Below are 23,909 nucleotides of genomic sequence, written 5' to 3' on the forward strand. Positions count from 1 at the left end.
GAATTGCGTTTGCGGTACCTAAGACAGGGTGTCCCTCATCTCCACCCTACTCCCCATCCTCCACCACATGCAGCCGCAGCCGCCCGTGCGCGGCGGTGTCGGTGGCGGTAGCGCGGGACTCCGGTGCGGTGGGAGCCGGCTCCCCCAGTTCCAGCGCTTCGATCTTCGCGCCGCGCCTGGTGACCTTTTCCGACGACGTCAGGATCAGGTCGATGTCGCGGTTGGCTTGCAGGAAATGGCCCTGCAGCTTGCGCACCCGTTCGTCCAAGCGGCCGACATCTTCCATCAGCCGTGACACCTCGCCCTGGATCAGATGCGCCTGCTCGCGCATGCGCGCATCCTTGAGCACGGCCTGGATCACCTGAATCGACAGCATCAACAGCGACGGCGAGACGATGACGATGCGGGCGCGGTGGGCGCGCTGGACGAGCGCCTCGAAGTTCTCGTGGATCTCGGCGAAAATCGACTCCGACGGCACGAACATGAAGGCCGTTTCCTGCGTTTCGCCGGTGATCAGATATTTGTCGGCAATCGCCTTGATATGCACCTCGATATCGCGGCGGAACGCCTGCGCGGCGATCTTCTGCGCCTCGGGCCCGCCTTCTTCGGCGGCCGCACGAATGGCGTTGAAGGATTCCAGCGGGAATTTTGCGTCGATGACGAGGTCGGGCGCGCCATTGGGCATGCGCACGAGGCAGTCTGGCCGATTGCCGTTCGAGAGCGTCGCCTGGAACTCATAGGCGCCATGCGGCAGCCCGTCGGCGACGATCGCCTCCATGCGGCTCTGGCCGAACGCACCGCGCGTCTGCTTGTTGGACAGAATGTGCTGGAGCTGGACGACCTGGCCGGCGAGCGACTGGATGTTGTTCTGCGCCGTGTCGATGACCGCCAGCCGCTCCTGCAGTTTGGCAAGGTTCTCGTGGGTGGATTTGGTCTGCTCGGTGATCGAGTGGCCAAGGCGCGAGGTCATGCCGTCGAGACGTTCGCTGAGCGCCTTGGTCAGTTCCGCCTGCCTGCTGCCGAAGACTTCCGCAATCGTGCCGATGCGCCCCTGCATCTCAGCCTGCGCGCGCATGATCTCGGCCATGCGCTCTTCGGCGAGGCGGGCGCGGGACGCTGCCTCCTCGGCAATCTGCGCCTGCGCGCGGGCGGCGCGGCGCATCGCCATGACAGGGATCGCAATGACCAGCGCGAGGCCGATCAGCGTAACGGCCAGCACGTGACCGAGCGTGAAAATGCTCGCGCCAAGCTGCGCCACGGGCTGGGAAAGGAGGGAGCCGAAATCGTTCATCGCGTCAGGATAGTCGATTCGGGGGCACGATAGTAGACCAAACCGTGAACAAATGTGAAGGGACGGTTGCAAAACCCGTTGACGGGTCCGGGCGGACCTATTACCTGACCTTCCATGATCAGACCCCTCATCATTCTCCCCGATCCGGTCCTGCGCCAGCTGTCCAAGCCGCTGGAGCGCGTTGACGATTCCGTGCGCAAGCTCGCCGACGACATGCTCGAGACGATGTACGACGCGCCGGGCATCGGCCTTGCCGCGATCCAGATCGGCGAGCCAGTGCGCATGCTGGTGATCGACCTTGCCAAGGAAGACGAGCCGAAGGCGCCGCAGGTGTTCATCAACCCGCAGGTCGTGGCCACCGGCGACGAAGCCTCGGTTTATGAGGAAGGCTGCCTGTCGATCCCGGATTATTATGCCGAGGTCGAGCGTCCGGCGACGCTGACGGTCAGCTATGTCGACCGTGACGGCAAGGAGCAGACAGTGGAGGCCGACGGCCTCCTGGCGACCTGCCTGCAGCACGAGATCGACCATCTCGACGGCGTGCTGTTCATCGACCACATCTCCAAGCTGAAGCGCGACATGGTCATGCGCAAGTTCAAGAAGCTGGCCAAGGACAAGGTTCCCGGCCGGCTCGTGGGCTGAGGATGGCGCTGCGCGTCATCTTCATGGGCACGCCGGAATTTTCGGCTGCAACTTTGCAGGCCGTAGCCGACGCTGGCCATGAGATCGTCGCCGTCTATTCGCAGCCACCGCGCCCTGCGGGCCGTCGCGGGCTGGAGCTGACCAAGTCGCCGGTGCACCTGCTGGGCGAGAGCCTTGGCGTCGAGGTGCGCACGCCGACCTCGCTGAAGGGCGAGGACGAGCAGGCCGCGTTTGCGGCGCTCAATGCCGATGTCGCCGTGGTGGTGGCCTACGGGCTGCTGTTGCCGAAGGCGATCCTCGAAGGCACGCGGCTTGGCGCGTTCAACGGTCACGCATCGCTGTTGCCACGCTGGCGAGGCGCCGCGCCGATCCAGCGCGCGATCATCGCGGGTGATGCCGAAACCGGCATGATGATCATGAAGATGGATGTCGGGCTCGATACGGGTCCGGTGGCGCTGACTGAGCGCGTGGCGATCGGTCCGGACATGACGGCAGGCGCGTTGCACGACGCGCTGATGGGCGCGGGCGCAAGCCTGATGGTCGAGGCGCTGGCACAGCTGGAAGCCGGAACGCTGACGCTGACGCCTCAGGACGAGGACGGCGCGACCTACGCCAAGAAGATCGACAAGGCCGAAACGCGCATCGACTGGTCGCAAGCCGCAAGCGACGTGCACAACCGCATCCGCGGCCTGTCGCCATTTCCGGGTGCTTGGTGCGAGATGGAGTTTGGCGGCAAGGCGGAGCGTGTAAAGCTACTGGGCTCGACGTTGGCTGACGGGAACGGCGCGCCGGGGACGGTGCTGGATGATGCGCTGACGATTGCGTGTGGGACAGGGGCCGTGCGGCTGACGGAATTGCAGCGCGCCGGTGGCAAGGCGCTGGTCGCGACGGACTTTCTGCGCGGGGCCAAGCTGGCCAAGGGCGAGGTGCTGTCATGAGCGGGCTGACGATCCGCGCGGCGCGCGATGGCGATCGCGAAGCGATCCGCTGGCTGTGCGAGGAAGCCTTCGGGCAGCCAAGCGAAGGCAAGCTGGTCGACGCATTGGTCGCCGATGGCGATGACGTCTTGGAACTCGTGGCCGAAAAGAACGGGCAGATCGTCGGGCACGTGCTGTTTTCGACGTTGATGGTGGAAAGCCAGAACCGCAGCTACTCCGCCGTGGCGCTGGCACCGCTCGCGGTGAGCCCGACGGTGCAGAAGCAGGGCATCGGCAGCGCGCTGGTGGACGAAGCGCATCGCCAGTTGCGACTTGCGGGCGAGACGCTGAGCGTCGTTCTGGGCGATGCGGCTTATTACGGGCGGTTCGGATACACCCACGCGCGCGCGGCAAGCTTTGACTGCGAATGGCAGGGCGAGCATCTGCAGGCACTCGACTGGAGCGCCGATGCGCCGACCAAGGGCAAGCTCGTCTACGCTGCCGCATTCTCGGCGCTCTGACGATGCCCCGCTATCGCATCGACATCGAATATGACGGACGCGGTTATGCCGGGTGGCAGCGGCAGGCAGCGGACCAGCACTCGATCCAGGCGGCAATCGAAAAGGCGATCTTCGCCTTTACCGGCGAGATGGTGACGATCCGGGGTGCCGGGCGCACGGATGCGGGCGTCCATGCGATCTGCCAGGTGGTTCACGTTGATCTTCAAAAGGAGATGGACCCGGACAAGGTGATGGGCGCGCTCAACGCCCATCTGAAGATTGCCGGGGAGACCGTCTCCGCGCTGCGCGCCGAGCGCGTCAGCGAGGAATTCGACGCCCGGTTTTCAGCCAAGGCACGGCATTATCTATATGTCATCCTCAACCGGCGCGCGCCGGCGGCGCTGATGGGGGGCAATGTCTGGCATGTCCCGCGTGAACTGGACGCCGAGGCGATGCACGAGGCGGCGCAGCGCCTTCTCGGCAAACATGATTTTACGACGTTTCGCTCGGTCCAGTGTCAGGCCGCAAGTCCTGAAAAGACGCTGGATCGTCTCGATGTCGTGCGCAATGGCGATCTGATCGAAATCACGACCTCGGCGCGCTCGTTCCTGCACAATCAGGTGCGTTCGATGGTCGGTTCGCTCAGGCGTGTGGGCGAGGGCGGGTGGAACGCAGACGATCTGGAAGCCGCGCTGAAGGCAGCGGACCGTTCCCGCTGCGGGCAGGTCGCCCCTGCCGACGGGCTCTATCTGGTACGCGTCGATTACTGAACCGGCGTGATGCCGAAGAGGTCTTGCAGCAGGAACAACAACAGGATCGCGAAGAACAGCGCGCCGACGAAGACGCCGCTCGCCATCATCGGTCCCTTGTTGAGTGCCGCATTGGTCAGACGCCACGACAGGACCAGCGTTCCAAGGAAAATCAGCAGCGATAGGCTGATCGTCAAATCCGCCGCGCCGGGAAAGATCAGGTTCAGCAGCGAGGCCGGCAGCATGAACCAGGCAAACAGAGCATTGCCCCAGTTGGTGGCGACGACATAGGGCACGAACCGGTCTTTGACCCCGATCACGCCCGCGACAAGCGCCAGCGCCGCCATCGGCAACACCCAGACGCTGAGATCGACCATCGCGAGACGGACGATGAACGACACCCGCTCGCCCAAGTTCGACGCCGTACCATAGGCTTCATTCGCTATCGGCACCCAGCCGACCACAAGCACTGGCAGCGCCACCACAATGGCAAAGAAGGAATTCCAGAAGCCGTCGACAGACAGGTCAAGGAGACGGATGCCGTCTCGCTTGCCGAGCATCATCTGCCACGCGCCGTATAGATGCCGCTGGATCTCCTCCGACGGGGGCATGTCAGACGAACCAGTCCTGCAGGAAGCGCTGGTAAATTCTGGTCAGGGTCTCTAGGTCATCTAGCGCCACGCGCTCGTCCACCATGTGCATGGTCTTGCCGACCAGGCCGAATTCGACCACCGGGCAATAGTCCTTGATAAAGCGGGCATCCGATGAGCCGCCGGAAGTGGAGAGTGCAGCCCGGCGTCCCGTGATTGCCTCTACGGCGGCGCCCATGTGTTCGATCAGCTTTTCGCTGCGGGTCAGAAAGACAGGACTTGGTCTGCCGGTCCAGATCAGTTCATAGACAATCGGCTCGGACCGGCCTTGGCGCAGACGCGTCGAGCCAGCCGCCTTCTCAAGCCGTTTCTCGATCTCGGCTTGGAGATTCTCGGCGCTCCAGCTGTCGTTGAAGCGGATATTGAACGCGGCCTCGGCGCGCGCCGGGATCACATTGACTGCGGGGTTGCCGACGTCGAGCGTCGTGACCTCCAGATTGGTCGCCTGAAACTCGGCGGTTCCTTCATCCAGCGCAGGATGCAGGAGTGCGTCAACCAAGGTGACAATGCCGGGAACGGGATTGTCGGCAAGATGCGGATAGGCGGCGTGGCCCTGGCGGCCGTGAACGATCAGGCGACCGGAGATCGAACCACGCCGGCCGATCTTGATCATGTCGCCGAGCGTCTCGGGATTGGTCGGCTCACCGACGATGGCAGCATCCCATTTCTCGCCACGTGCAGCGGCCCATTCGAGCAGCTTGACCGTCCCGTTGATCGCGGGGCCTTCCTCGTCGCCGGTAATCAGAAGGGAAACTGAGCCCTTCAGCGGGCCGTTTTGTTCGACATGGCGTGCAACAGCAGCCACGAAACAGGCAATGCCGCCCTTCATGTCGACCGCGCCGCGCCCGTACATCATGCCATCGGCGATTTCCGCGCTGAAGGGTGGGTGCGTCCAGGCCGCTTCGTCGCCAACCGGCACGACATCGGTGTGGCCGGCAAACATCAGGTGAGGGCCATTGCCGGACAGGCGGGCGTAGAGATTCTCGACGTCGGGCGTGCCTTCTTCGGAAAATGTCTGCCGATCAACGGCGAAACCCAGGGGATTCAGCATCTCTGCCAATGAAGTCAATGCACCGCCTTCCGTCGGGGTGACGGATTGGCAGCGGATCAGGGTGGCAAGATTGGCGGCGGGGTCGGTGGGGAGTGTGGTCATCATGAGCAGGATGGATAATCGAATCTGTGCCGCCTGTCACCGGTCGCATCGACGCCATCGCCTGAAGGCCGAATTTTGGAAGAATATTGCGACGTTAACCGGAATTTGAGGTCTTGCTGCTTGGATATTCGTGGTTTGGGGGCTTCCATGGCGAAATTCGCCCGCATTTTCATTGTGCCGAAACATCGGCTCTGGCTGAATATTCTGATCAGTTTGCTGACGTTTGGAGCCATGGTGGTTTCGGCCGCATGGTATTCCATTCATAGCTCGGTCGAGACCATGGAAATGGAAATGGTCGAAGCCGAAGAGCACTTCGCCGAGCTGCGGCAGCGCCTCACCGATACTTTTGCCATTGTCGAGCGTGATGTGACTGCAACGCCCTGCAGCGCTCCGTTCATGGCCCAGCTGCGACGTGTTGCATTCCTGCCAGATGGCTTGAGCGAGTTTCTCTATGCCCCTCGGGGTAAGGTGGAGTGCTCCACGGCGAGCCATCGGTTTGAGCAAGCGATTGATTTCGGCAAGCCCGACATTGTCCGCACATATGGCAGGCTTTGGGTGAACCGCGACCTCGGCGTCCTCGGCCTTGACGGCGAGCGCGGAACGATCGTGCTGAGAGGCAATATCGCGGTTGTGGTGCCGATATCCGCCGCCCGGTTTTCGAAGCCGGATTGGCTTGATGTGGAAGGCGTGATCCGTGCGGACACCGGCCAGTGGTGGCATCGCGGCGGAGACGAGGGCATCTATGAGCAGGTGAAGGCAGGCGGTGAGCATTGGCTCCTGTCTGGCATGCTCAGCAATTTTTCCTGTGGGCCGTTGGGCCTGCATTGCGTTGCCGTCAGAATCAACCTGCCAGCGCTGATCAGCAGCCAGCGACCGCTCATCGACGCAGTTGTGGTGATGATGGCGGTGCTGTCTTTGTTTCTGACCCGCGAATTTGACAAGATGATGCAGCGCTACTGGTCGTTCGAATCGCGTTTGCGCCGCTCGCTCGATGCCAATTCAGTGATGTGTGTCTACCAGCCGCTGATGTCACTGGAGCACAACGAGATCGTCGGATGTGAGGTGCTGGCGCGATGGCGGGACATCGACGGCAGCACGGTCTACCCTGATCGCTTTCTGCCGCTGATCGAGCAGGAAGCGGCGACGCTGAAATTCACCGAGCTTGTTGCAAGGCGCGCTTGCGATGAGCTGTCCCGGATGTTGCCGGCAGGGCGCAGGCTGCAGGTGAATTTCAACATCTTCCCGTGCGATCTCGATCACAAGAAGCTGCTTGCCGTCTATGCCGGGTTTCTCGCACAGCCTGAGCGGTTCGACGTAGTCCTCGAAATCATCGAGAGTGAGGAGATCCCGCCCAACGCGCAGCACGAAATCGAGATGCTGCGTGCGGCCGGGGTCAAGACCTTCATCGATGATTTCGGCTCGGGCTATTCCACCATGCAGAGCCTTGCGGCGCTCTCGGTCGACGGCGTGAAGCTGGATCGTTCCTTCGCCATGGCGGCGGATGACACCATGATGGGACGAATGCTGCACCATGCGGTCGAAATGATCCACGCCACAGGCCGGGTGATGGTCATCGAAGGCGTGGAAACGCAGGAGCGACTGCGGCTTTTGAGGAAGATGAAGACGCAGATCGACCTGGTGCAGGGCTACTATATCTCCCACCCGCTGCCGATTGCCTGTTTCATCGACTATCTGGAGGCGCGCGCAGTCGAGCCTGTCCAGCCACGTCGGCGCAAGAAGCCGGCAGTGGTTGCAGCCTGAGCGCGGCATATCTAAATCCCGCAAATCGGTTTATAGACTTGCAGCTATCAGAAGACGGCCAGATCGGCATGCATGGCGAAAATTTCCCTCAAGCTTGACGAGATCATCGATGCTGCGGCGCTACGCCGGCAGTTGAGCGATCTGACAGCGCCGACAGGCGGCGACGGATCCGGTGCGCAGGTGCGCCTGAAGGTGCTCGCACTCTTGAAGAAAACGCTGGCCGATGGTCGAGCCGCGACTCAGACCCTATTGATGGAAGATGGTGGCGGGGCCGCCTGTGCGGCACGGCTGTCGCATCTGATGGACGAAACCATCAGTGCGCTCCACGCCTTCGCCTGCGCCCATGTCTGCGTCCGCAGCAACCCCTCATCGGCCGAGCGGATGACGGTCGTGGCAACTGGTGGCTATGGTCGTGGCACGCTCGCGCCGGGCTCCGACATCGACCTGCTTTTCGTGCTGCCCTACAAGCAGACGCCGTGGGGCGAGCAGGTCGCGGAATATATCCTCTACATGCTGTGGGATCTTGGGCTGAAGGTTGGCCACGCAACCCGCAATATCGATGAGTGCGTGCGGCTGTCTCGCACCGATGTCACCATCTGCACATCCATCCTCGAAGCGCGGTTCCTGACCGGAGATCGGGAACTGTACGACACGCTGCTGCAGCGCTTTGACGAGGAAGTGGTTCAGCAGACGGGGCCGGAATTCGTCCATGCCAAGCTGGCGGAACGTGACACGCGTCATGCCCGTGGCGGCGAAAGTCGCTATCTCGTCGAACCCAATGTCAAGGAAGGCAAGGGTGGGCTTCGCGACCTGCAGACGCTGTTCTGGATCGGCAAATATGTCTACCGCGTGCCGACCGCCGAGCAACTGGTCGGCAAGGGCGTCTTTACGCGCCGGGAATATCTGCAATTTCGTAAGGCCGAGGATTTTCTCTGGGCCGTGCGCTGTCACATGCATTTTCTGACCGGCCGCGCGGAAGAGCGGCTGCATTTCGACATCCAGCGCGAGATTGCGTCGCGGCTGGGCTATACCAGCCACCCGGGCCTGTCCGATGTCGAGCGTTTCATGAAGCACTATTTCCTGACCGCCAAGACGGTTGGGGATCTGACGCGTATTTTCTGCGCGGCGCTGGAGGAGGAGCAGGCCAAGCATGTTCCCGGCTTCAGTCGCATCCTGCCGACCTATTCTCGCCGCAAGCGCAAGCTGGCAGGCACCAGCGATTTTATCGTCGACAACCATCGTATCAATATCGCCGACGACCAGGTGTTCGAGCGCGATCCTGTCAACATGGTGCGGCTGTTCTGGTTTGCCGACCGCCACGGCCTTGGATATCACCCCGACGCGCTGAAGCTTCTGACGCGCTCGCTCAAGCTGGTTGACCGGACGCTGCGGCGCAACGCCGAGGCCAACCGCCTGTTCATGGATATTTTGACCTCGGATCGCGATCCCGAGCTCAATCTTCGGCGGATGAACGAGGCGGGGCTGCTCGGCCGTCTGATTCCCGAATTCAACAAGATCGTCGCGATGATGCAGTTCAACATGTATCATCACTACACGGTCGATGAGCATCTGATCCGCTGCGTCGGTGTGCTGGCGCAGATCGAACATGGCGAGGCGGAGGATATTCACCCGCTGACGCATGCGCTGCTTCCGGATTTGCGTGCCCAGCGAGACATTCTCTACGTGGCGGTGCTGTTTCACGACATCGCCAAGGGTCGGCCGGAGGAGCATTCGCAAGCCGGCGCCAAGATTGCGCGGCGGCTGTGTCCACATATGGGTTTCAGCGCCGCCGATACCCAAACCATTGCATGGCTGATCGAGAACCATCTCGTAATGTCGCTGGTGGCGCAGACGCGAGACCTCAACGACCGCAAGACGATTCAGGATTTTGCCGACACGGTGCAATCGGTGGAGCGGCTGAAAATGCTGCTGATACTGACAGTGTGCGATATCCGAGGTGTCGGGCCCGGCGTGTGGAATGGCTGGAAGGGCCAGTTGCTCCGCACGCTCTACTTCGAGACGGAATTGCAGTTGACCGGAGGCTTTTCGGAAGTTGCACGATCGGAACGTGCCCAGATGGCGAAAAGCGAGCTGGAGCAGGCGCTGGCGGATTGGCAGCCTCAGGATCGCAAGGCCTATCTCGCTCTGCACTACGAAAACTATCTGCTGACGGTCGATCTTGAAGATCAGGTGCGCCATGCGGTGTTCATTCGCGACAGCGACAAGGCCGGCAAGCCGCTGGCAACGATGGTGCGCCCGCACGAATTCGAGGCGGTGACGGAAATTACCGTGCTGTCGCCGGATCACCCGCGGCTCTTGTCGGTGATCGCCGGGGCATGTGCTGCCGCCGGCACCAACATCGTTGACGCCCAGATCTTCACGACGGTGGACGGGCGGGCGCTGGACACCATTCTCATCAGCCGAGAATTCGAACATGACGACGATGAATTGCGCCGGGCGCAACGGGTCGGCAAGCTGATCGAGGATGTCTTGTCGGGGCGCTCCTATCTGCCGGAGATGATTGCCAAGCGCACCAAGCCAAGACGCGGTGCCAAGGCGTTCCAGGTTCAGCCCAGAGCTGAGGTCCGCAACGCGCTGTCGAACCGTTTCTCGGTGATTGAGGTCAAGGGTCTGGACCGGCCAGGCCTTTTGTCCGAGATCACCGGAGCAATCTCGGATCTGTCGCTCGACATCGCTTCAGCTCATATCACCACTTTTGGTGAAAAGATCATCGATACGTTCTATGTCACCGACCTCACCGGGCAGAAGATCGACAGCCCGACCCGGCAGGAAAGCATCCGCAAGCGGTTGATTGCCGTGATGGAGGGCGATACCGAGCGCAATGGCAAGCGAACGAGCCGCATTGCCAGAGTGACAGCAGGATAACGGACAGGCGCGATGGGATTGATCAGGAAATTCGCGACGGTCGCGTCCGGCACGATGGCGAGCCGCGTGCTTGGGTTTACACGTGAGATGCTGATGGCGGCTGCGTTGGGCACTGGCCCGGTGGCCGGCGCGTTCTATGCCGCGTTCCTGTTTCCCAACACCTTTCGCCGTCTGTTTGCCGAAGGCGCCTTCAACGCCGCCTTCGTGCCGTTGTTTGCCAAGGAAATCGAAGTCAATGGCATGGACGGGGCCCGGCGCTTCTCCGAAGAAGTGTTCGGCGTGCTGTTTTCAGTCCTCGTGGTGCTGACGCTGGCGATGCAACTGGCGATGCCGGTTTTGGTGGCGACGATCATTGCACCCGGCTTTGCCGCCGATCCTGAAAAATACGATCTGACCGTCGCGCTAGCGACGATCATGTTTCCCTATCTGATGTGCATGTCGCTCGGCGCGATGATGGCCGGCATGCTCAATTCACTGCGGCGCTATTTTGCGGCTGCCATTGCGCCCGTCTTCCTCAACATCATCCTCATCATCGTCTTGGCCTGGGCGTGGTGGAGTGGTCGCGACGAGATGCAGATCGGCTATGATCTGGCCTGGGGCGTGCTCGCATCAGGACTGGTACAATTGGCGATCGTCTGGATTGCTGTGCGCAAGGCCGGCATCCGCGTCGGCTTCAAGCGTCCGCGCCTGACGCCGAACGTCAAGCGTCTGTTGTGGCTTGCAGCGCCCGCCGCGATCACCGGCGGCATCACCCAGATCAACACGCTGATCGGCACGGCAATCGCCTCGGGCCAGGACCGCGCGGTTCCTGCTCTGGCACAGGCCGACCGGTTCTATCAACTGCCGCTCGGCGTGGTCGGCATCGCCGTCGCCATTGTGCTTTTGCCGGAACTGGCGCGTGCCCTGCGGGCCGGCAATGACGGCGAAGCGGCCAACTTGCAGAACCGTTCGGTGGAGTTCGTCCTGTTCCTGACCTTGCCGGCAGCGGCAGCGCTGCTGGTGATCGCCGAACCGATCATCCGCGTCCTTTATGAACGCGGCGCTTTCACCGCCGACGATACGACGCTGGTGGCGTCGATCCTGTCGATCTTCGCGCTCGGCTTGCCCGCCTTCGTGCTGATCAAGGCATTCACACCCGGCTATTTCGCCCGTGAGGACACCCGCACGCCGATGTATTTTGCGGGGGTGTCGGTGGCGGTCAACATCACACTGGCGCTGACCTTGTTTCCCTCGATGGGCGCGCCGGGCATCGCGGTCGCATCGGCTGTTGCAGGCTGGATCAATGCGCTGCTGCTGTTTGCCGTGCTGGTCAAGCGCGGCCATTGGGGGCGCGATGCCGGTCTGATGAAGCGCGCGCCCTTGCTGGTGCTATCCTCAGCGCTGATGGGGATCGCGCTGCACTTCGGCATGCAGTTGTTCGCGCCGTGGCTCGGATCGCAGGCCAGCCTTGTCGAACAGCTTGGCGCGCTGGCACTCCTCAGCCTTGCCGGCATGGCGCTCTATTTTGCGCTGGCCTTCATCACCGGCGGCGCAAACCTGCGCTCGGTTTTGCAGAGCCTGAAGCGTAGGCCGGGACAGGCAACCTTGCCTGCCGACGATTCAGCCTCCTGACCATCTCAGGCCGCGTCGACGTCGGGCAAGGACGGACGCGGCACAATCTTGTTCAATTCATCGCCGACTGGCAGCCACTTGATCCGCGCCGCGCCATCCGTCATAAGCGCCAACGCATTGTCCTCGCCTTGAAACAAGGCCCTCCACCAGCCCCGGACCAGTCACATGAACAGTTTCAAGCCTCTCGTTTTCTCGGGTGTCCAGCCCACCGGAAATCTGCATCTCGGCAATTATCTCGGCGCGATCCGCAATTTCGTCGCGCTGCAGGACCATCACGATTGCATCTATTGCGTCGTCGACATGCATTCGATTACCGCGCAACTTGTCCAGCCGGATCTGCCTTCGCAGACGCGCTCGATTACCGCTGCTTTTCTGGCAGCCGGCATCGACCCCAAGAAGCATATCGTCTTCAACCAGAGCCGCGTGATGCAGCACGCCGAACTGGCGTGGATCTTCAATTGCGTCGCGCGTATCGGCTGGATGAACCGCATGACGCAGTTCAAGGACAAGGCCGGCAAGGACCGCGAGAACGCCTCGCTGGGTCTGCTTGCCTATCCGAGCCTGATGGCCGCCGATATCCTGCTTTACCGTGCAACGCATGTGCCGGTGGGCGAGGACCAGAAGCAGCATCTGGAACTGACCCGCGATATCGCCGCCAAGTTCAACAATGACTTTTCGACAAAGATTGCCGAACTGGGCGTGGGCGTCGAAATGGAAGTCGGCCAGGAGACTGTCCATGGCTTCTTCCCGATCACCGAGCCGCTGATCGAAGGCCCGGCAACGCGGGTGATGAGCCTGCGCGAAGGCACCAAGAAGATGTCGAAGTCCGACGCCTCGGACCTGTCGCGCATCAACCTGACCGACGACGCCGACACCATCGCCAAGAAGATCCGCAAGGCCAAGACCGATCCGGCGCCATTGCCGTCGGAACTGGATGGGCTCAAGGATCGCCCGGAAGCGGACAACCTCGTCGGCATTTACGCCGCCCTTTCGGGACGCAGCCGCGAGGACGTCATCAGCGAGTTCGGCGGCCAGCAGTTCTCGGTGTTCAAGCCCGCGCTTGTTGACCTTGCGGTGAACAAGCTTGCGCCGATTGCCGACGAGATGCGCCGTCTGGAGGCTGATACGGCCTATATTGACAGCGTCCTGCGCGACGGTGGCGAGCGGGCTGGCGCGATTGCGGAGGCCAACATGAAGACGGTGCGCGAAATCGTCGGCTTTCTGTCGAATTGAGCCTGCACGAAAACCGCGCGGCGGCGACTTGCCCGCTGCGCGGTCGGATGGCAGATTGCGGATTCCAACGAGGGCAGGAGTCCATATGGTTTCCAAACGTCTGAGCCGCGAGGAAGGTCACCGGCGCAAGTTTCTTGCGATCGTCGACGACACGCCGGAATCGGAGCGCGCCATCGCCTACGCCGCCCGCCGTGCCCGTTCGACTGGCGGAGCGGCGGTGCTGCTCTATGTCATCGAGCCCGGCGATTTCCAGCATTGGCTGGGTGTCGAGCAGATCATGCGTGAGGAGGCGAGCGCAGCCGCAGCCGCCGCACTGGCAGCGCAGGCGGCAAAGGTGCGCGAACGCGTCGGTATCGAGCCGGAACTGGTCGTGCGTGAAGGAAAGCCATCCGAACAGATCCACAAGCTGATCGAGGAAGACCAGGACATCGCGATTCTGGTGCTGGCGGCGGGTAACGCCAAGGAAGGCCCAGGGCCACTCGTTGCGTCGATAGCTGGCAAAGGCGCAGCCTTCCCGATCCCCGTCACGGTGGTGCCGATGAGCATCTCGGACGAGGACATCGAAAGCTTCACCTGATTGTTTTCATGGCTGCTGATCCCCATATGTAGGAGACAGGCAGGGTGGCGGCATGCGCGCCGGTCACTTGCGCGCGATTGCACTTGCAGTCGGCCGCCGAAAGCCGTATTTAGAATTATTCCAAACTAGTTTGAGGGAGAACGTCGATGTTCATCCAGACAGAAGCCACACCGAACCCCTCGACCCTGAAGTTCCTGCCGGGCAAGGTCGTGTTGCAGGAGGGCACTGCAGATTTCCGTGACGCCGAAGGCGCACGCGAGACATCGCCTTTGGCTGGTCGTCTGTTTGACGTGCCCGGCGTGACCGGTGTCTTCTTCGGCTATGACTTCGTCACCGTCACCAAGGAAGACGGCCCCGACTGGCAGCACCTGAAGCCGGCCCTGCTGGGCTCGATCATGGAGCACTTCATGTCCGGCCAGCCGGTCATGGCTTCGCAGGCTGCGACCGATGCCCGTGAAGCCGCCGAAGCCGATGAAGAGTTCTACGACAAGGCGGATGAGGAGTTGGTTCTGACGATCAAGGAACTGCTCAATACACGCGTGCGTCCGGCCGTGGCGCAGGATGGCGGCGACATCACCTTCCGCGGCTATGAGAACGGCACCGTGTTCCTTCACATGAAGGGTGCATGTGCCGGTTGCCCGTCATCGACGGCAACGCTCAAGCACGGCATTCAGAACTTGCTGCGCCATTTCGTGCCGGAAGTTCAGCAGGTCGAACAGATCGTCTGATTGGTCTTGAGCTAAAGCATGTCTCCCGAAAGTGGGCACCGGTTTCGGGATAAAGACATGCGTAAAAACAAAGAGCTAAAGCGCAAGGAGCGAATCTGAAAGATCGCGACGCGCTTTAGATGAGAAAAAAACCGGGCATCTAGCCCGGTTTTTTATTGCGACGTCAGTTGTTGCCCAGACGGCTCGCAGTCTATTTCACGATCACCTTGGCGCCATTCTCAGCGCGCTCGTAAAGGTCGATGATGTCCTGATTCATCAGGCGGATGCAGCCAGATGACGTGGCCTTGCCGATGGAGTTCCATTCCGGCGTGCCATGCAGGCGATAGCCGGTGTCGCCGCCCTTGTTGAACAGGTAGAGCGCACGGGCGCCCAGCGGATTGCTCAACCCGCCCGGCTGTCCAGTACGCCACTTGGCCAGTTCCGGCTGGCGCTTGATCATTTCGGAAGGTGGCGTCCAGGTCGGCCATTCGCGCTTCATCGCGATCCGCGCGCTACCCTGCCATTCGAAGCCCTCGCGCCCGACGCCGATGCCGTAACGCATGGCCCGGCCTTCGGGCATCACGAAATAAAGAAACTTTTCCTTGGTATCGACGATGATCGTGCCGGGCTTCTCGTCGGTCCGGTAGGCAACGACCTGACGGTGATATTTGCGCTCGACCTTCTCGATCGGGATCTTTGGAAGCTGGTAGCCAGCGTCCTTCACCGACACATAGGAGGAGGTGAAGATCTGTTCGCTGCTGGTGGTGCAGCCGGCCAGCGCGGCCATGGCGCCAAGCGCCGCAATCATGAGAATTCTGTTGGGTCGCATGCGTTCCAAACCGGAGGTGTGTTGCCTGAACGAAAGCTGGCAAACCGGTTTCGCTCCGATTCATGCCATCATTTCGACATGATTTTGACGCGCCCGGCAAGGTTTGCCAAGAGTGCTTCTGCGACGAAGCTTTCGTAACGTCACGATTGTCTGGTGCAATATGGTAATTGCGCAACATCTGTCGCACCGGAGAAGTATCGCGCTTTGCGACTGCTTGAAACTGTCGTCAAGGTGGACGACTTGAAAGGCAAAGGAGCCATGCCATGAATGTTTCAGCTGCCGCGCGTCGGTCTGGCCTGCCGGCAAAGACCATCCGCTATTATGAGGAGGTAGGGCTTCTCAAGCCGCTGCGCGCCGAGAACGGCTATCGAGATTACTCTGACGACGATGTGCACATGCTGGCGTTCCTGAAACGCGCGCGGGGTCTCGGCTTCAGCATCGAGGATTGCCGCCAGCTGGTGTCGCTCTATCGCGATCGCTCGCGCACCAGCCACGATGTGCGCGAAATTGCGGTCGCTCATGTTGACATTCTGGGCGAGAAGATCCGCGAGATGCAGGCAATGCAGCGCACCTTGAAGACGCTGATTTCCGCATGCCATGGTGACCACCGGCCGGACTGCCCGATCCTTGAGGACATGGCAGGAGTGTTGCAGCCGCACACGCACTGAGGCTTCACGGGGCTGCCGGCAAATGGCAATGTCCAGCCATGGCAATCATTTCACCGATTCCGATCAATCCGCTTCATGACGGGCGTCAATCCGAGCGCGCCATGGTCGTGCGCCGCGGCGTGCAGCGCCTTCTCCTGGCGATGGGCGCGGTCGTCCTGCCGGAAATCTCGCTGTCGACCGGGCGGCGTGCCGACCTCGTGGCGCTGACCCGCAAGGGCGACATCTGGATCATCGAGATCAAGTCGTCGGTCGAGGATTTCCGCGTTGACCGCAAATGGCCCGAATACCGGCTGCATTCTGACCGCTTCTTCTTTGCCACTCACCCCGACGTTCCCGCCTCGATCTTCCCGGAGGAGTGCGGTTTCATCCTGTCGGATGGCTATGGCGCGGAGATCATGCGCGATGCGCCCGAGCACCGGCTTGCCGCCGCCACGCGCAAGGCGCTGATGCTGCGGATTGCGCGTGCTGGCGCGGCGCGGCTGACGGCCGCCGAACTGGCTGGCGTTGCTATTCCGGCCCTCGACGGCGAGAGCGAGTAGGCTTCAATCAGCGCGGGGCGCGCTTGGCGAGGATGCGTTGCAGGGTGCGGCGGTGCATGTTGAGACGGCGCGCCGTTTCCGACACGTTGCGGTCGCACATCTCGTAGACGCGCTGGATGTGCTCCCAACGCACGCGATCCGCCGACATCGGATTTTCCGGCGGCACAACACGCTCGGTCGAGGTGCGGATGAGCGCTGCAAACACATCGTCGGCGTCGGCAGGTTTGGACAGATAGTCGATTGCGCCAAGCTTGACCGCCGTGACTGCCGTGGCAATGTTGCCATAGCCCGTCAGAATGACCGCGCGCGCATCCTCGCGGCGCTCGCGGATGGCAGCGACGACGTCGAGGCCGTTGCCATCGCCAAGGCGCATGTCGACCACCGCATAGGCGGGTGGCGTGATCTTGATGCGGGCAATCGCTTCTTCGATCGACTCGGCGGTTTCAACTTCGAAGCCGCGTCCTTCCATGGCGCGCGCGAGGCGGGTCAGAAAAGGCTTGTCATCTTCAACGATCAGCAACGAGCGATCCGCACCAATCAGGTCCGCGGCGTCGTTGGAAATTTCCTCGGTCATCCGTGTTTTCCTGCTGCTTTTTTTCCTTATTAGGCAACTTTTGTCCGGATTACCAATGCTCAAGCTTCAGTAGCTGATTTCAGTTGGCACTCCGAACGCCAGAAACGCCTCACGCGGCCACGACACCTTGACGCGCGCGCCCTTGCCCGGCTCGCCGGCATTGGAAAAGGTGACGTTCGCACCCGAGCGCTCCAACAGCGTCTTGGCGATGAACAGGCCGAGACCGAGGCCGCCGCCGCTCTCGCCGGGGGGGCGCTTGGACATATAGGGCTCGCCGATCCGGTCGATGATCTCGACCGGAAAGCCGGAGCCGTCATCGACCAGGGTCAGCTCGATCTTGTGATCGTCCCACGACCAGTGAATCACCACGGATGAACGGGCGAAGTCGACCGCGTTTTCGATCAGATTGCCGAGGCCGTAGATCACGCCTGCATTGCGCCGGCTGATCGGCTCCGGGCCTTCGCATCGTCCCGGCGCAAGCTCAATCTGGATGCCGAAGTCGCGATGCGGTGCGATCACTTCCTCGATCAGCGAGGTGAAGGGCAGGCGCGCCAGATGGGCCTCGCCTTCGCTGGAAAGGCTGGTCAGTCGTTTCAGGATTTCGCGGCAGCGTTCGGACTGCGAGCGTAATAGGGTGACGTCTTCCTTGTAGCGCGGGTCGTTTCCAAGTGCGCGCTCCATCTCCTTGGAGACAAGCGTGATGGTGGCGAGCGGCGTGCCAAGCTCGTGCGCGGCAGCGGCGGCAAGGCCATCGAGCGCCGACAGATGCTGTTCGCGCTGCAGGATCAGTTCGGTTGCGGCAAGCGCATTGGCGAGTAGCCGCGCTTCCTCGGCAACACGATAGGCATAGACGGCGGTGAAGGCGATGGACGACACCACCGCCAGCCACATACCCGCGATGTAAAGGAAAGGCAGCCGCAGATCCGTGCCAGGATACCATGGCAGCGGCAGGTGGAAGAAGGCCAGAATGCTTGCAACCGCAACCACGGCAAGGCCCAGGAGCATCGTCCAGCGCGCCGGCAGCGAGGTGGCGGAAATCACCACCGGCACCGTCATCAGCAGCGAGAACGGGTTGGTCAGCCCGCCCGTCATGTAGAGCAGGCCGCCCAGTTGCAGCGCGTCGAACAGGAGGATGCCGAGCGCGAACATTGGCGGCAGGCGATGCGTCGCCGGATAGCGGAAGGCAAGGAACAGGTTGAGCCACGCCGACAGCGCAATGAGCGCAAAGCACAGGCTGATCGGCAGCGGGAATTGCAGCCAGTAGGCCACGATCAGCACGGCGGCACTCTGGCCGACAATCGCCAGCCAGCGCAGCCGGATCAGCGTGTTGAGCCGCAGATGATGGATTTCCTGCGATGCAGGCTGGATCAGTTCCGTCATCGTGCTTTTATGGGCTGCGTTTGGGCGCGCGCCAAGCGTTAAAGCGTTCCACAATTTCTGAATTCTCATGATTTGGGGTGGCCTGCTTCAGGTGCCCCGTGGTTTGGCGCGATTGGTCGCCTGAGCCTCGCGCGGATTTTCAGGCCAGACATGGCGCGGATAGCGCCCGCGCATGTCGGAGCGGACGTCAGCCCATGAACCACGCCAGAAGCCGGGTAGATCACGCGTCGTCTGGATCGGACGGTGCGCGGGCGACAGCAGCTCCAGCGTCAGTGGAACGGTGCCATTGGCGATGGAAGGGTGCGTATCGAGGCCAAACAGTTCCTGAACCCGGACCGCCAGAACCGGCTGGTCTTCCTCATAGCGGATCGGCACGGAGCTGCCGGACGGCGCCGAAAAATGCGTCGGGGCAAGCGCGCCGATCTTGCGCTGCATCTCGTGTGGCACCAGCGACATCAAGCCGTTGCACAAGGTTTCGCTGCCGATGCGTGCCAAACTGGTCTCGCCCGACAGGAACGGCAGCAGCCAGTCATCGAGGCTGGCAAGAAGAGCGTCGTCATCCATCGCTGGCCAGGGCTCGCCCAAGCCTTTGTGCAGCCATGCGAGACGTCGGCGCAGCGTCGCGGCTGGCTTGTCCCAGTCGAGAATATCCAGTCCATGCTCGCGGATCGCGGCGATCACGGCCCGGTCGGCATCGCCGCCTTTCGGTGCGGGCAGCTGTCGCTCCGACAAGCGGATTGCGCCAAGCCGCACGGTTTCTCGCACGCGCACGGCGCGACGTTCGGGGTCGAACTGCGCTTCGGTCCGGGTCTGGAAACGTTCGCCGAGTTGAATGCGGATGTCGTCTTCGCTGACGGCGGCGGCAGCGGCGATGCGTGCGCCCTGCGCCTTGCCTTGCAGGTCGGCGACGACGAGGAACTGCTCCTTCGCCAGTTGTTCGGCGGCATCGACCATCGCGCCGCGCCCGTTGGCCAGCACATAGCGGCCGTAGTCGCCGCGCGCCTTTGCGACGCGATCTGGATAGGCCAACAGCAACAGCGCGCCGGGGGAGGCGGTGTTGCTGGCGCGTAGGGCTCTGCCCGCTGATTGCGCCAACCGTTCGGCCATCTTGCGCGCGGCGACTGCACGCGGCGAACGGTCGGCGCGAAAGCGCGACAGGCGCTGGTCGAGGTCGATGGAGGTGCCGCCAAGGCCGCGCTCGGTCAACAGGATCGCCAGTTCGGCAGCAGTTAGGGGGTCGCCGGCGGCGGCGACCATATGGGCAAGGCGCACCGGCAGCGACAGCTTGCGCATCGCCGCACCAGTCTCGGTCAGGCGTCCGTCCGCATCAATCGCACCAAGTTCGTGGAGCAGGGCCCTCGCTTCGGCAAGGGCAGGGGCGGGCGGCGGGTCGAGGAACGACAGGGTCGTGGGGTCGGACACACCGAAAACGGCGCAGTCCAGCACGAGGCCGGACAGATCTGCCTCGACGATCTCAGGAGGTGTGAAGGCGGGCAGGCCGGCAGTCTGTTCGGCACGCCACAGCCGCACGGCAACGCCGGGCTCGGTTCTGCCTGCGCGGCCCGCACGCTGGTCGGCGGAGGCGCGGCTGGCGCGCACCGTCTCAAGCCGCGTCAGGCCCGTGGCGGGTTCGTATCTCGGCAGGCGCGAGAGGCCTGAATCGATCACCACCCGCACGCCATCGATGGTGATGGAGGTTTCGGCGATGGAGGTGGCGAGCACCAGCTTGCGTCGTCCTTCCGGCGCCGGGCGGATGGCGGCGTCCTGCGCCTTGCCGTCGAGACCGCCAAACAGAGGGACGATGTCGACATTGGCCGGGATGCGGCCTTCAAGCTGCTCTGCGGTGCGCTCAATCTCCCGCTGGCCGGGCAGGAACGCAAGCAGGCTGCCGGGCTCCTGCGCCAGCAGGTCGCGGCAGGCCGAGGCCATCGCATCCTCGATGCGCTGATCGGCAGGACGATCACGGTGCCGCAGTTCGACCGGGAAGGCACGGCCCTCGCTTTCGATGACAGGGGTATTGCCAAGCAGGGTCGCGACGCGCGCGCCATCGAGGGTTGCCGACATCACCAGCAGCCGTAGGTCGGGGCGCAGGGCACCCTGAACGTCGAGAGCAAGGGCAAGGCCGAAATCGCCATCGAGCGAGCGTTCGTGAAATTCGTCGAACAGTATCGCCGCGATGCCGGACAGTTCGGCATCGTCGAGGATCATCCGCGCCAGAACGCCTTCGGTGACGACGAGGATACGGGTGCGGGCTGAAACGCGTCTCTCCATGCGCATGGCATAACCAACCGTTTCACCCGGTTCTTCGTTCAGCAGCGAGGCCATGCGTCGGGCAGCGGCACGGGCGGCGAGGCGCCGTGGCTCGAGCAGCAGGATGCGGCCATCGCCGCGCCAGGGCTGGTCGAGCAGCGCCAGCGGCACCAGCGTGGTCTTGCCTGCGCCGGGAGGGGCGACAAGGACGGCGCTGTTGCCCGCGCCAAGCGCCTTGAGCAAGGGCGGCAAAGCTTCGCTGACCGGCAGTGTCGGCAGGACCGGGTTCATGCGACCGGCTCAGGAATGGCGAGCGCGCGCGCTGGCAGGGGAAAGGAATGCACCATGGCCGCGCAATATCATCGCACGGCCATGGCTTGCAATGATGAGGGGCGCGCAGCTGTCAGACGGACTTGGCTTCCTGCTTGATCCGGGGCGGAAGACGGCGTTGAGCCGGGGTTGCGGTCGCGGCGCCGGCCCGCGCGGAAGCCTCGTTGGCGCGGCGGACGATGCCGCGATACCACTCGATATAGTAGGCCAGCGCGAACTGCGCGATCACGCCGGTGACAACGATGGTGATGTCGCCAAAGAAGCCGATCTCATGCGTCATGCGGAATGCCTGCGCGGCCATTGAAAGAATCGTGCCGACCACGAACACCGGCAGCGCGTGACGGCCCATGACCGCCAGCGGATTGCTTGCCGAAAGGCGGGCCAGATTGGACACTGCCGGCAGCGCCACGATCAGATAGGCAAGCGACAGGACGTGGGCGAGGCGTGGCAGCGACAGATAGGTCTTGTCGAAGCCGGTGAGCACCGATGGCAGGCCCATCGACACGTCGATCCCCCACAGCGGCACCTTGACCCAGGCCAGCGACAGCGCGAGGTAGAACCCGGCGGCGCCGACGAGCCAACGATTGACTGGCAGGCTGCCGCCACGGCGCACATGCACCATCACGGCAAGGCCGATCACGAACAGGAACTGCCAGGACAGCGGATTGAGGAACCACACCCCGTTGTTGGGGAAGTTGGGCGGACCGATGCGCCACAGGCCTGCAGCAAGCCAGATCGCGCCCGAAACGCCGACCATTGCGCTCAGACTGTAGCGGCTGATCAGCAAGAGGGCGGGCAGCAGAAGCAGGACGACGGCGTACATCGACAGGATGTTGTTGTAACCAAGCTGGTGGCCGAATGTCACGATTCCGATCAGGGCCTCGGGCGTCATCGCCATCACCGGCCCGATATTGATCTTGCCGAGCAGGTCCGGCGCTGCAAACTGAAGCGCAAAGAAGGAAAACAAAGCCAGCGTCGCCATCGTCGTGCCAAGCTGGGCAATGTAGAGCACGCCAGCGCGCCGCCACACCTTAAGGGTCGTGGCCAATGCGCCGGCACCATGGAACTTCAGCCCATAGGCGAATGCGGCCGACACGCCGGAGATGAGAACGAAAGCCTCAGCTGCGTCCGAGAAGCCGAAATTCTTGGTCGTGAACTGCTCGAACGGGTTGCCCGGCACATGGTTGACGAAGATCGTGACCAGGGCGATGGCCCTGATGACGTCAATCCTGGTGTCTCGAACAGTCTGGGTCATTTTTCGTCATTCTCGGATGGTCACGTATCGTAAAGGCCTGGGCGCCCTTTCGGTTCCGTGCAGCTACCATGCTGAAGCCATTGTAAGGCTTCACAAATTGTAGCTTTTGATGACGATGCACAATTTCGAGTGCTTGGCATCTGACCGACTGATGCCGCGCCATCCATTGCTTTTTAGAATAATTCCAAAGAGTTAATTCCTTGAAGGTGATTGTCATGTTTGAATTGACAAACCCCTTCGCGACCGTATTTAACGAGAGGGCACCGACTGACGGTGCGTCCTTTGATGGCTGGGCCTTGAACCCTTTCGATTGGAGGTAAATGGTGGTTGATGATGCTGGGCGACGGTCGGTCGCCAGGAACTTCCCCTCAAAACGGCTCGCACGCGCGGTCGCTTCCGTATCGCCGCTGGCGTTTACCGCGCTTCTGACAGCTGCGGTGTTTGTCCTGCCTGCTCCTGGAGAGATGGGGTCGGCGCATGCGTCGGCCACGGGGAAGGCGCTGTCGTTCGACATCGTACAGGATGGTCGGACGGGTTCTGTCCAACGTTAAGTGCATAGCCCGGTCGCCAACGCCCGGCGACCAAGCCAAAGAGTGTTTCGATGCTGGTTTGTCACTGCAACCTGATTACTCAGAAAGAAATCGAGAGCACCATCGTGGAGCTTCTCGATCAGGATGCGTGGCAGCTCATCGTGCCCGCAAAGGTGTATCATACGCTGAAAAAGCGAGGCCGTTGTTGCGGCTGCTTTCCAAATGTGGTGGAAACGATCATTCGGGTGACCGAAGACTATCACCGGCGACTGGGTGCCGGCGAGGCAGAGATCTTACCATTTTTGGATCGCGTGCGTGGATTGCGCAGCCAATTCGGGAGTATACACCATGAAGGGCGAAGAACGGATTATCGAGCGGCTTAACGAAGCCCTGTTTCTGGAGCTTGGCGCGGTCAACCAGTATTGGTTGCACTATCGCCTTCTCGACGACTGGGGCTACAAGAAGCTCGCCAACAAGGAGCGTGCCGAATCCATCGAGGAGATGCAGCACGCCGACAAGATCATCGAACGCATCATTTTCCTTGAAGGTCACCCCAACCTTCAGAAGGTGGGTCCGCTGCGGATCGGGCAGAATGTCCGTGAAGTTCTGGAAGCAGACCTGGCCGGCGAATATGACGCGCGCGCTTCCTACAAGAAGTCGCGCGAGATCTGCAACGAACTCGGCGATTACGTGACGCAGAAGCTGTTCGAAGAACTGCTCGCAGACGAGGAAGGCCATATCGACTTCCTCGAAACGCAGCTCGACCTGATGAACAAGCTCGGCGAAGAGAAGTACGGCCTGCTCAACGCAACTCCGGCTGACGAAGCAGAGTAAGACTCACATACTCAAGCAATAAAAACGGCCCGTCAGCATTGCG

At 62.1% G+C, this 23,909-nt stretch carries 23 protein-coding genes; 14 read left to right on the plus strand and 9 right to left on the minus strand.

Annotated features, from left to right (window positions below):
- Window positions 1-46: 46 nt before the first annotated feature.
- Window positions 47-1,291 (minus strand): DNA recombination protein RmuC, encoded by a 1,245-nt coding sequence (locus tag BMZ42_RS07490; RefSeq protein WP_091520524.1) that lies wholly within the window; start codon window positions 1,289-1,291, stop codon window positions 47-49.
- A 114-nt stretch (window positions 1,292-1,405) separates the two neighbouring features.
- Here BMZ42_RS07490 and def point away from each other — a divergent pair, with 114 nt between their 5' ends.
- Genes def through truA form a run of 4 tightly spaced genes read left to right on the plus strand, consistent with a single transcriptional unit; the run spans window position 1,406 to window position 4,120 of the window.
- Complete coding sequence (def, locus tag BMZ42_RS07495) at window positions 1,406-1,933, plus strand: peptide deformylase (protein WP_091520526.1); 528 nt, start codon at window positions 1,406-1,408, stop codon at window positions 1,931-1,933.
- A gap of 2 nt (window positions 1,934-1,935) precedes the next feature.
- Complete coding sequence (fmt, locus tag BMZ42_RS07500) at window positions 1,936-2,871, plus strand: methionyl-tRNA formyltransferase (RefSeq protein WP_091520528.1); 936 nt, start codon at window positions 1,936-1,938, stop codon at window positions 2,869-2,871.
- Window positions 2,868-3,371 (plus strand): GNAT family N-acetyltransferase, encoded by a 504-nt coding sequence (locus BMZ42_RS07505; protein WP_091520530.1) that lies wholly within the window; start codon window positions 2,868-2,870, stop codon window positions 3,369-3,371. The genes fmt and BMZ42_RS07505 overlap by 4 nt, the downstream gene beginning before the upstream one ends.
- A gap of 2 nt (window positions 3,372-3,373) precedes the next feature.
- Window positions 3,374-4,120 carry a tRNA pseudouridine(38-40) synthase TruA gene (truA, locus tag BMZ42_RS07510; RefSeq protein ID WP_091520532.1) on the plus strand — a complete coding sequence of 249 codons (747 nt, stop codon included), beginning with the start codon at window positions 3,374-3,376 and terminating at the stop codon, window positions 4,118-4,120.
- Here the strand turns inward: truA and BMZ42_RS07515 are convergent.
- Window positions 4,114-4,710 carry a transporter gene (locus tag BMZ42_RS07515; RefSeq protein ID WP_091520535.1) on the minus strand — a complete coding sequence of 199 codons (597 nt, stop codon included), beginning with the start codon at window positions 4,708-4,710 and terminating at the stop codon, window positions 4,114-4,116. The genes truA and BMZ42_RS07515 overlap by 7 nt on opposite strands.
- Before the next feature lies 1 nt (window position 4,711).
- On the minus strand, window positions 4,712-5,902 hold the full coding sequence (gene dapE / locus BMZ42_RS07520; RefSeq protein ID WP_091520729.1) for a succinyl-diaminopimelate desuccinylase: 1,191 nt from the start codon (window positions 5,900-5,902) through the stop codon (window positions 4,712-4,714).
- 147 nt (window positions 5,903-6,049) lie between these two features.
- Between dapE and BMZ42_RS07525 the strand changes: the two genes are divergently transcribed.
- The 6 genes from BMZ42_RS07525 to BMZ42_RS07550 all read left to right on the plus strand — a co-directional run bounded on the left by BMZ42_RS07525 (window position 6,050) and on the right by BMZ42_RS07550 (window position 14,698).
- On the plus strand, window positions 6,050-7,663 hold the full coding sequence (locus tag BMZ42_RS07525) for an EAL domain-containing protein (protein WP_091520536.1): 1,614 nt from the start codon (window positions 6,050-6,052) through the stop codon (window positions 7,661-7,663).
- A gap of 72 nt (window positions 7,664-7,735) precedes the next feature.
- Complete coding sequence (locus BMZ42_RS07530; protein ID WP_091520539.1) at window positions 7,736-10,549, plus strand: [protein-PII] uridylyltransferase; 2,814 nt, start codon at window positions 7,736-7,738, stop codon at window positions 10,547-10,549.
- Window positions 10,550-10,561: 12 nt separating this feature from the next.
- Window positions 10,562-12,160, plus strand: coding sequence for a murein biosynthesis integral membrane protein MurJ (gene murJ / locus BMZ42_RS07535; protein WP_091520541.1), 1,599 nt, complete (start codon window positions 10,562-10,564; stop codon window positions 12,158-12,160).
- 165 nt (window positions 12,161-12,325) lie between these two features.
- Window positions 12,326-13,393, plus strand: coding sequence for a tryptophan--tRNA ligase (gene trpS, locus BMZ42_RS07540; RefSeq protein ID WP_091520543.1), 1,068 nt, complete (start codon window positions 12,326-12,328; stop codon window positions 13,391-13,393).
- A gap of 85 nt (window positions 13,394-13,478) precedes the next feature.
- Window positions 13,479-13,970, plus strand: coding sequence for a universal stress protein (locus BMZ42_RS07545; RefSeq protein WP_091520546.1), 492 nt, complete (start codon window positions 13,479-13,481; stop codon window positions 13,968-13,970).
- 146 nt (window positions 13,971-14,116) lie between these two features.
- Window positions 14,117-14,698: a NifU family protein gene (locus tag BMZ42_RS07550; protein WP_091520547.1), complete on the plus strand. Its 582-nt coding sequence runs from the start codon at window positions 14,117-14,119 to the stop codon at window positions 14,696-14,698.
- A 190-nt stretch (window positions 14,699-14,888) separates the two neighbouring features.
- Here BMZ42_RS07550 and BMZ42_RS07555 read toward each other — a convergent pair whose 3' ends face one another.
- A complete protein-coding gene (locus BMZ42_RS07555; RefSeq protein ID WP_091520549.1) occupies window positions 14,889-15,506 on the minus strand; it encodes a L,D-transpeptidase in 618 nt (205 codons plus the stop codon).
- A gap of 263 nt (window positions 15,507-15,769) precedes the next feature.
- Here BMZ42_RS07555 and cueR point away from each other — a divergent pair, with 263 nt between their 5' ends.
- The gene (gene cueR, locus BMZ42_RS07560; RefSeq protein ID WP_091520552.1) at window positions 15,770-16,174 is read left to right on the plus strand and encodes a Cu(I)-responsive transcriptional regulator; all 405 of its coding nucleotides are present in this window, start codon (window positions 15,770-15,772) and stop codon (window positions 16,172-16,174) included.
- 38 nt (window positions 16,175-16,212) lie between these two features.
- On the plus strand, window positions 16,213-16,713 hold the full coding sequence (locus BMZ42_RS07565; RefSeq protein WP_091520554.1) for an MmcB family DNA repair protein: 501 nt from the start codon (window positions 16,213-16,215) through the stop codon (window positions 16,711-16,713).
- 7 nt (window positions 16,714-16,720) lie between these two features.
- On the opposite strand, the gene BMZ42_RS07570 is transcribed toward BMZ42_RS07565, so the two are convergent.
- The 5 genes from BMZ42_RS07570 to BMZ42_RS17965 form a co-directional block, all read right to left on the minus strand.
- Window positions 16,721-17,287 (minus strand): ActR/PrrA/RegA family redox response regulator transcription factor, encoded by a 567-nt coding sequence (locus BMZ42_RS07570; protein ID WP_091520556.1) that lies wholly within the window; start codon window positions 17,285-17,287, stop codon window positions 16,721-16,723.
- Window positions 17,288-17,353: 66 nt separating this feature from the next.
- Window positions 17,354-18,667, minus strand: coding sequence for an ActS/PrrB/RegB family redox-sensitive histidine kinase (locus BMZ42_RS07575; RefSeq protein WP_091520558.1), 1,314 nt, complete (start codon window positions 18,665-18,667; stop codon window positions 17,354-17,356).
- 87 nt (window positions 18,668-18,754) lie between these two features.
- Window positions 18,755-21,208: an ATP-dependent helicase HrpB gene (gene hrpB / locus BMZ42_RS07580; protein WP_091520560.1), complete on the minus strand. Its 2,454-nt coding sequence runs from the start codon at window positions 21,206-21,208 to the stop codon at window positions 18,755-18,757.
- 112 nt (window positions 21,209-21,320) lie between these two features.
- Window positions 21,321-22,502, minus strand: a complete 1,182-nt coding sequence (locus BMZ42_RS07585) for an OpgC family protein (RefSeq protein ID WP_091520562.1) — start codon at window positions 22,500-22,502, stop codon at window positions 21,321-21,323.
- Window positions 22,471-23,016: a hypothetical protein gene (locus BMZ42_RS17965; RefSeq protein WP_175556659.1), complete on the minus strand. Its 546-nt coding sequence runs from the start codon at window positions 23,014-23,016 to the stop codon at window positions 22,471-22,473. Before BMZ42_RS17965 ends, BMZ42_RS07585 begins: the two co-directional genes overlap by 32 nt.
- Before the next feature lie 87 nt (window positions 23,017-23,103).
- Between BMZ42_RS17965 and BMZ42_RS07595 the strand changes: the two genes are divergently transcribed.
- Both BMZ42_RS07595 and bfr read left to right on the plus strand, forming a co-directional pair.
- The gene (locus BMZ42_RS07595) at window positions 23,104-23,415 is read left to right on the plus strand and encodes a (2Fe-2S)-binding protein (protein WP_091520566.1); all 312 of its coding nucleotides are present in this window, start codon (window positions 23,104-23,106) and stop codon (window positions 23,413-23,415) included.
- Window positions 23,381-23,866 (plus strand): bacterioferritin, encoded by a 486-nt coding sequence (gene bfr / locus BMZ42_RS07600; protein WP_091520568.1) that lies wholly within the window; start codon window positions 23,381-23,383, stop codon window positions 23,864-23,866. Before BMZ42_RS07595 ends, bfr begins: the two co-directional genes overlap by 35 nt.
- Window positions 23,867-23,909 lie beyond the last annotated feature (43 nt).

The sequence above is a fragment of the Aquamicrobium aerolatum DSM 21857 genome, assembly GCF_900113935.1.
Taxonomy (GTDB): domain Bacteria; phylum Pseudomonadota; class Alphaproteobacteria; order Rhizobiales; family Rhizobiaceae; genus Aerobium; species Aerobium aerolatum.

Coding starts and splice junctions, on each gene's coding strand:
- BMZ42_RS07490 (WP_091520524.1), bottom strand. CDS start 1,291: ATGAACGATTTCGGCTCCCTCCTTTCCCAGCCCGTGGCGCAGCTTGGC.
- def (WP_091520526.1), top strand. CDS start 1,406: ATGATCAGACCCCTCATCATTCTCCCCGATCCGGTCCTGCGCCAGCTG.
- fmt (WP_091520528.1), top strand. CDS start 1,936: ATGGCGCTGCGCGTCATCTTCATGGGCACGCCGGAATTTTCGGCTGCA.
- BMZ42_RS07505 (WP_091520530.1), top strand. CDS start 2,868: ATGAGCGGGCTGACGATCCGCGCGGCGCGCGATGGCGATCGCGAAGCG.
- truA (WP_091520532.1), top strand. CDS start 3,374: ATGCCCCGCTATCGCATCGACATCGAATATGACGGACGCGGTTATGCC.
- BMZ42_RS07515 (WP_091520535.1), bottom strand. CDS start 4,710: ATGCCCCCGTCGGAGGAGATCCAGCGGCATCTATACGGCGCGTGGCAG.
- dapE (WP_091520729.1), bottom strand. CDS start 5,902: ATGACCACACTCCCCACCGACCCCGCCGCCAATCTTGCCACCCTGATC.
- BMZ42_RS07525 (WP_091520536.1), top strand. CDS start 6,050: ATGGCGAAATTCGCCCGCATTTTCATTGTGCCGAAACATCGGCTCTGG.
- BMZ42_RS07530 (WP_091520539.1), top strand. CDS start 7,736: ATGGCGAAAATTTCCCTCAAGCTTGACGAGATCATCGATGCTGCGGCG.
- murJ (WP_091520541.1), top strand. CDS start 10,562: ATGGGATTGATCAGGAAATTCGCGACGGTCGCGTCCGGCACGATGGCG.
- trpS (WP_091520543.1), top strand. CDS start 12,326: ATGAACAGTTTCAAGCCTCTCGTTTTCTCGGGTGTCCAGCCCACCGGA.
- BMZ42_RS07545 (WP_091520546.1), top strand. CDS start 13,479: ATGGTTTCCAAACGTCTGAGCCGCGAGGAAGGTCACCGGCGCAAGTTT.
- BMZ42_RS07550 (WP_091520547.1), top strand. CDS start 14,117: ATGTTCATCCAGACAGAAGCCACACCGAACCCCTCGACCCTGAAGTTC.
- BMZ42_RS07555 (WP_091520549.1), bottom strand. CDS start 15,506: ATGCGACCCAACAGAATTCTCATGATTGCGGCGCTTGGCGCCATGGCC.
- cueR (WP_091520552.1), top strand. CDS start 15,770: ATGAATGTTTCAGCTGCCGCGCGTCGGTCTGGCCTGCCGGCAAAGACC.
- BMZ42_RS07565 (WP_091520554.1), top strand. CDS start 16,213: ATGGCAATCATTTCACCGATTCCGATCAATCCGCTTCATGACGGGCGT.
- BMZ42_RS07570 (WP_091520556.1), bottom strand. CDS start 17,287: ATGACCGAGGAAATTTCCAACGACGCCGCGGACCTGATTGGTGCGGAT.
- BMZ42_RS07575 (WP_091520558.1), bottom strand. CDS start 18,667: ATGACGGAACTGATCCAGCCTGCATCGCAGGAAATCCATCATCTGCGG.
- hrpB (WP_091520560.1), bottom strand. CDS start 21,208: ATGAACCCGGTCCTGCCGACACTGCCGGTCAGCGAAGCTTTGCCGCCC.
- BMZ42_RS07585 (WP_091520562.1), bottom strand. CDS start 22,502: ATGACCCAGACTGTTCGAGACACCAGGATTGACGTCATCAGGGCCATC.
- BMZ42_RS17965 (WP_175556659.1), bottom strand. CDS start 23,016: ATGTCGAACGACAGCGCCTTCCCCGTGGCCGACGCATGCGCCGACCCC.
- BMZ42_RS07595 (WP_091520566.1), top strand. CDS start 23,104: ATGCTGGTTTGTCACTGCAACCTGATTACTCAGAAAGAAATCGAGAGC.
- bfr (WP_091520568.1), top strand. CDS start 23,381: ATGAAGGGCGAAGAACGGATTATCGAGCGGCTTAACGAAGCCCTGTTT.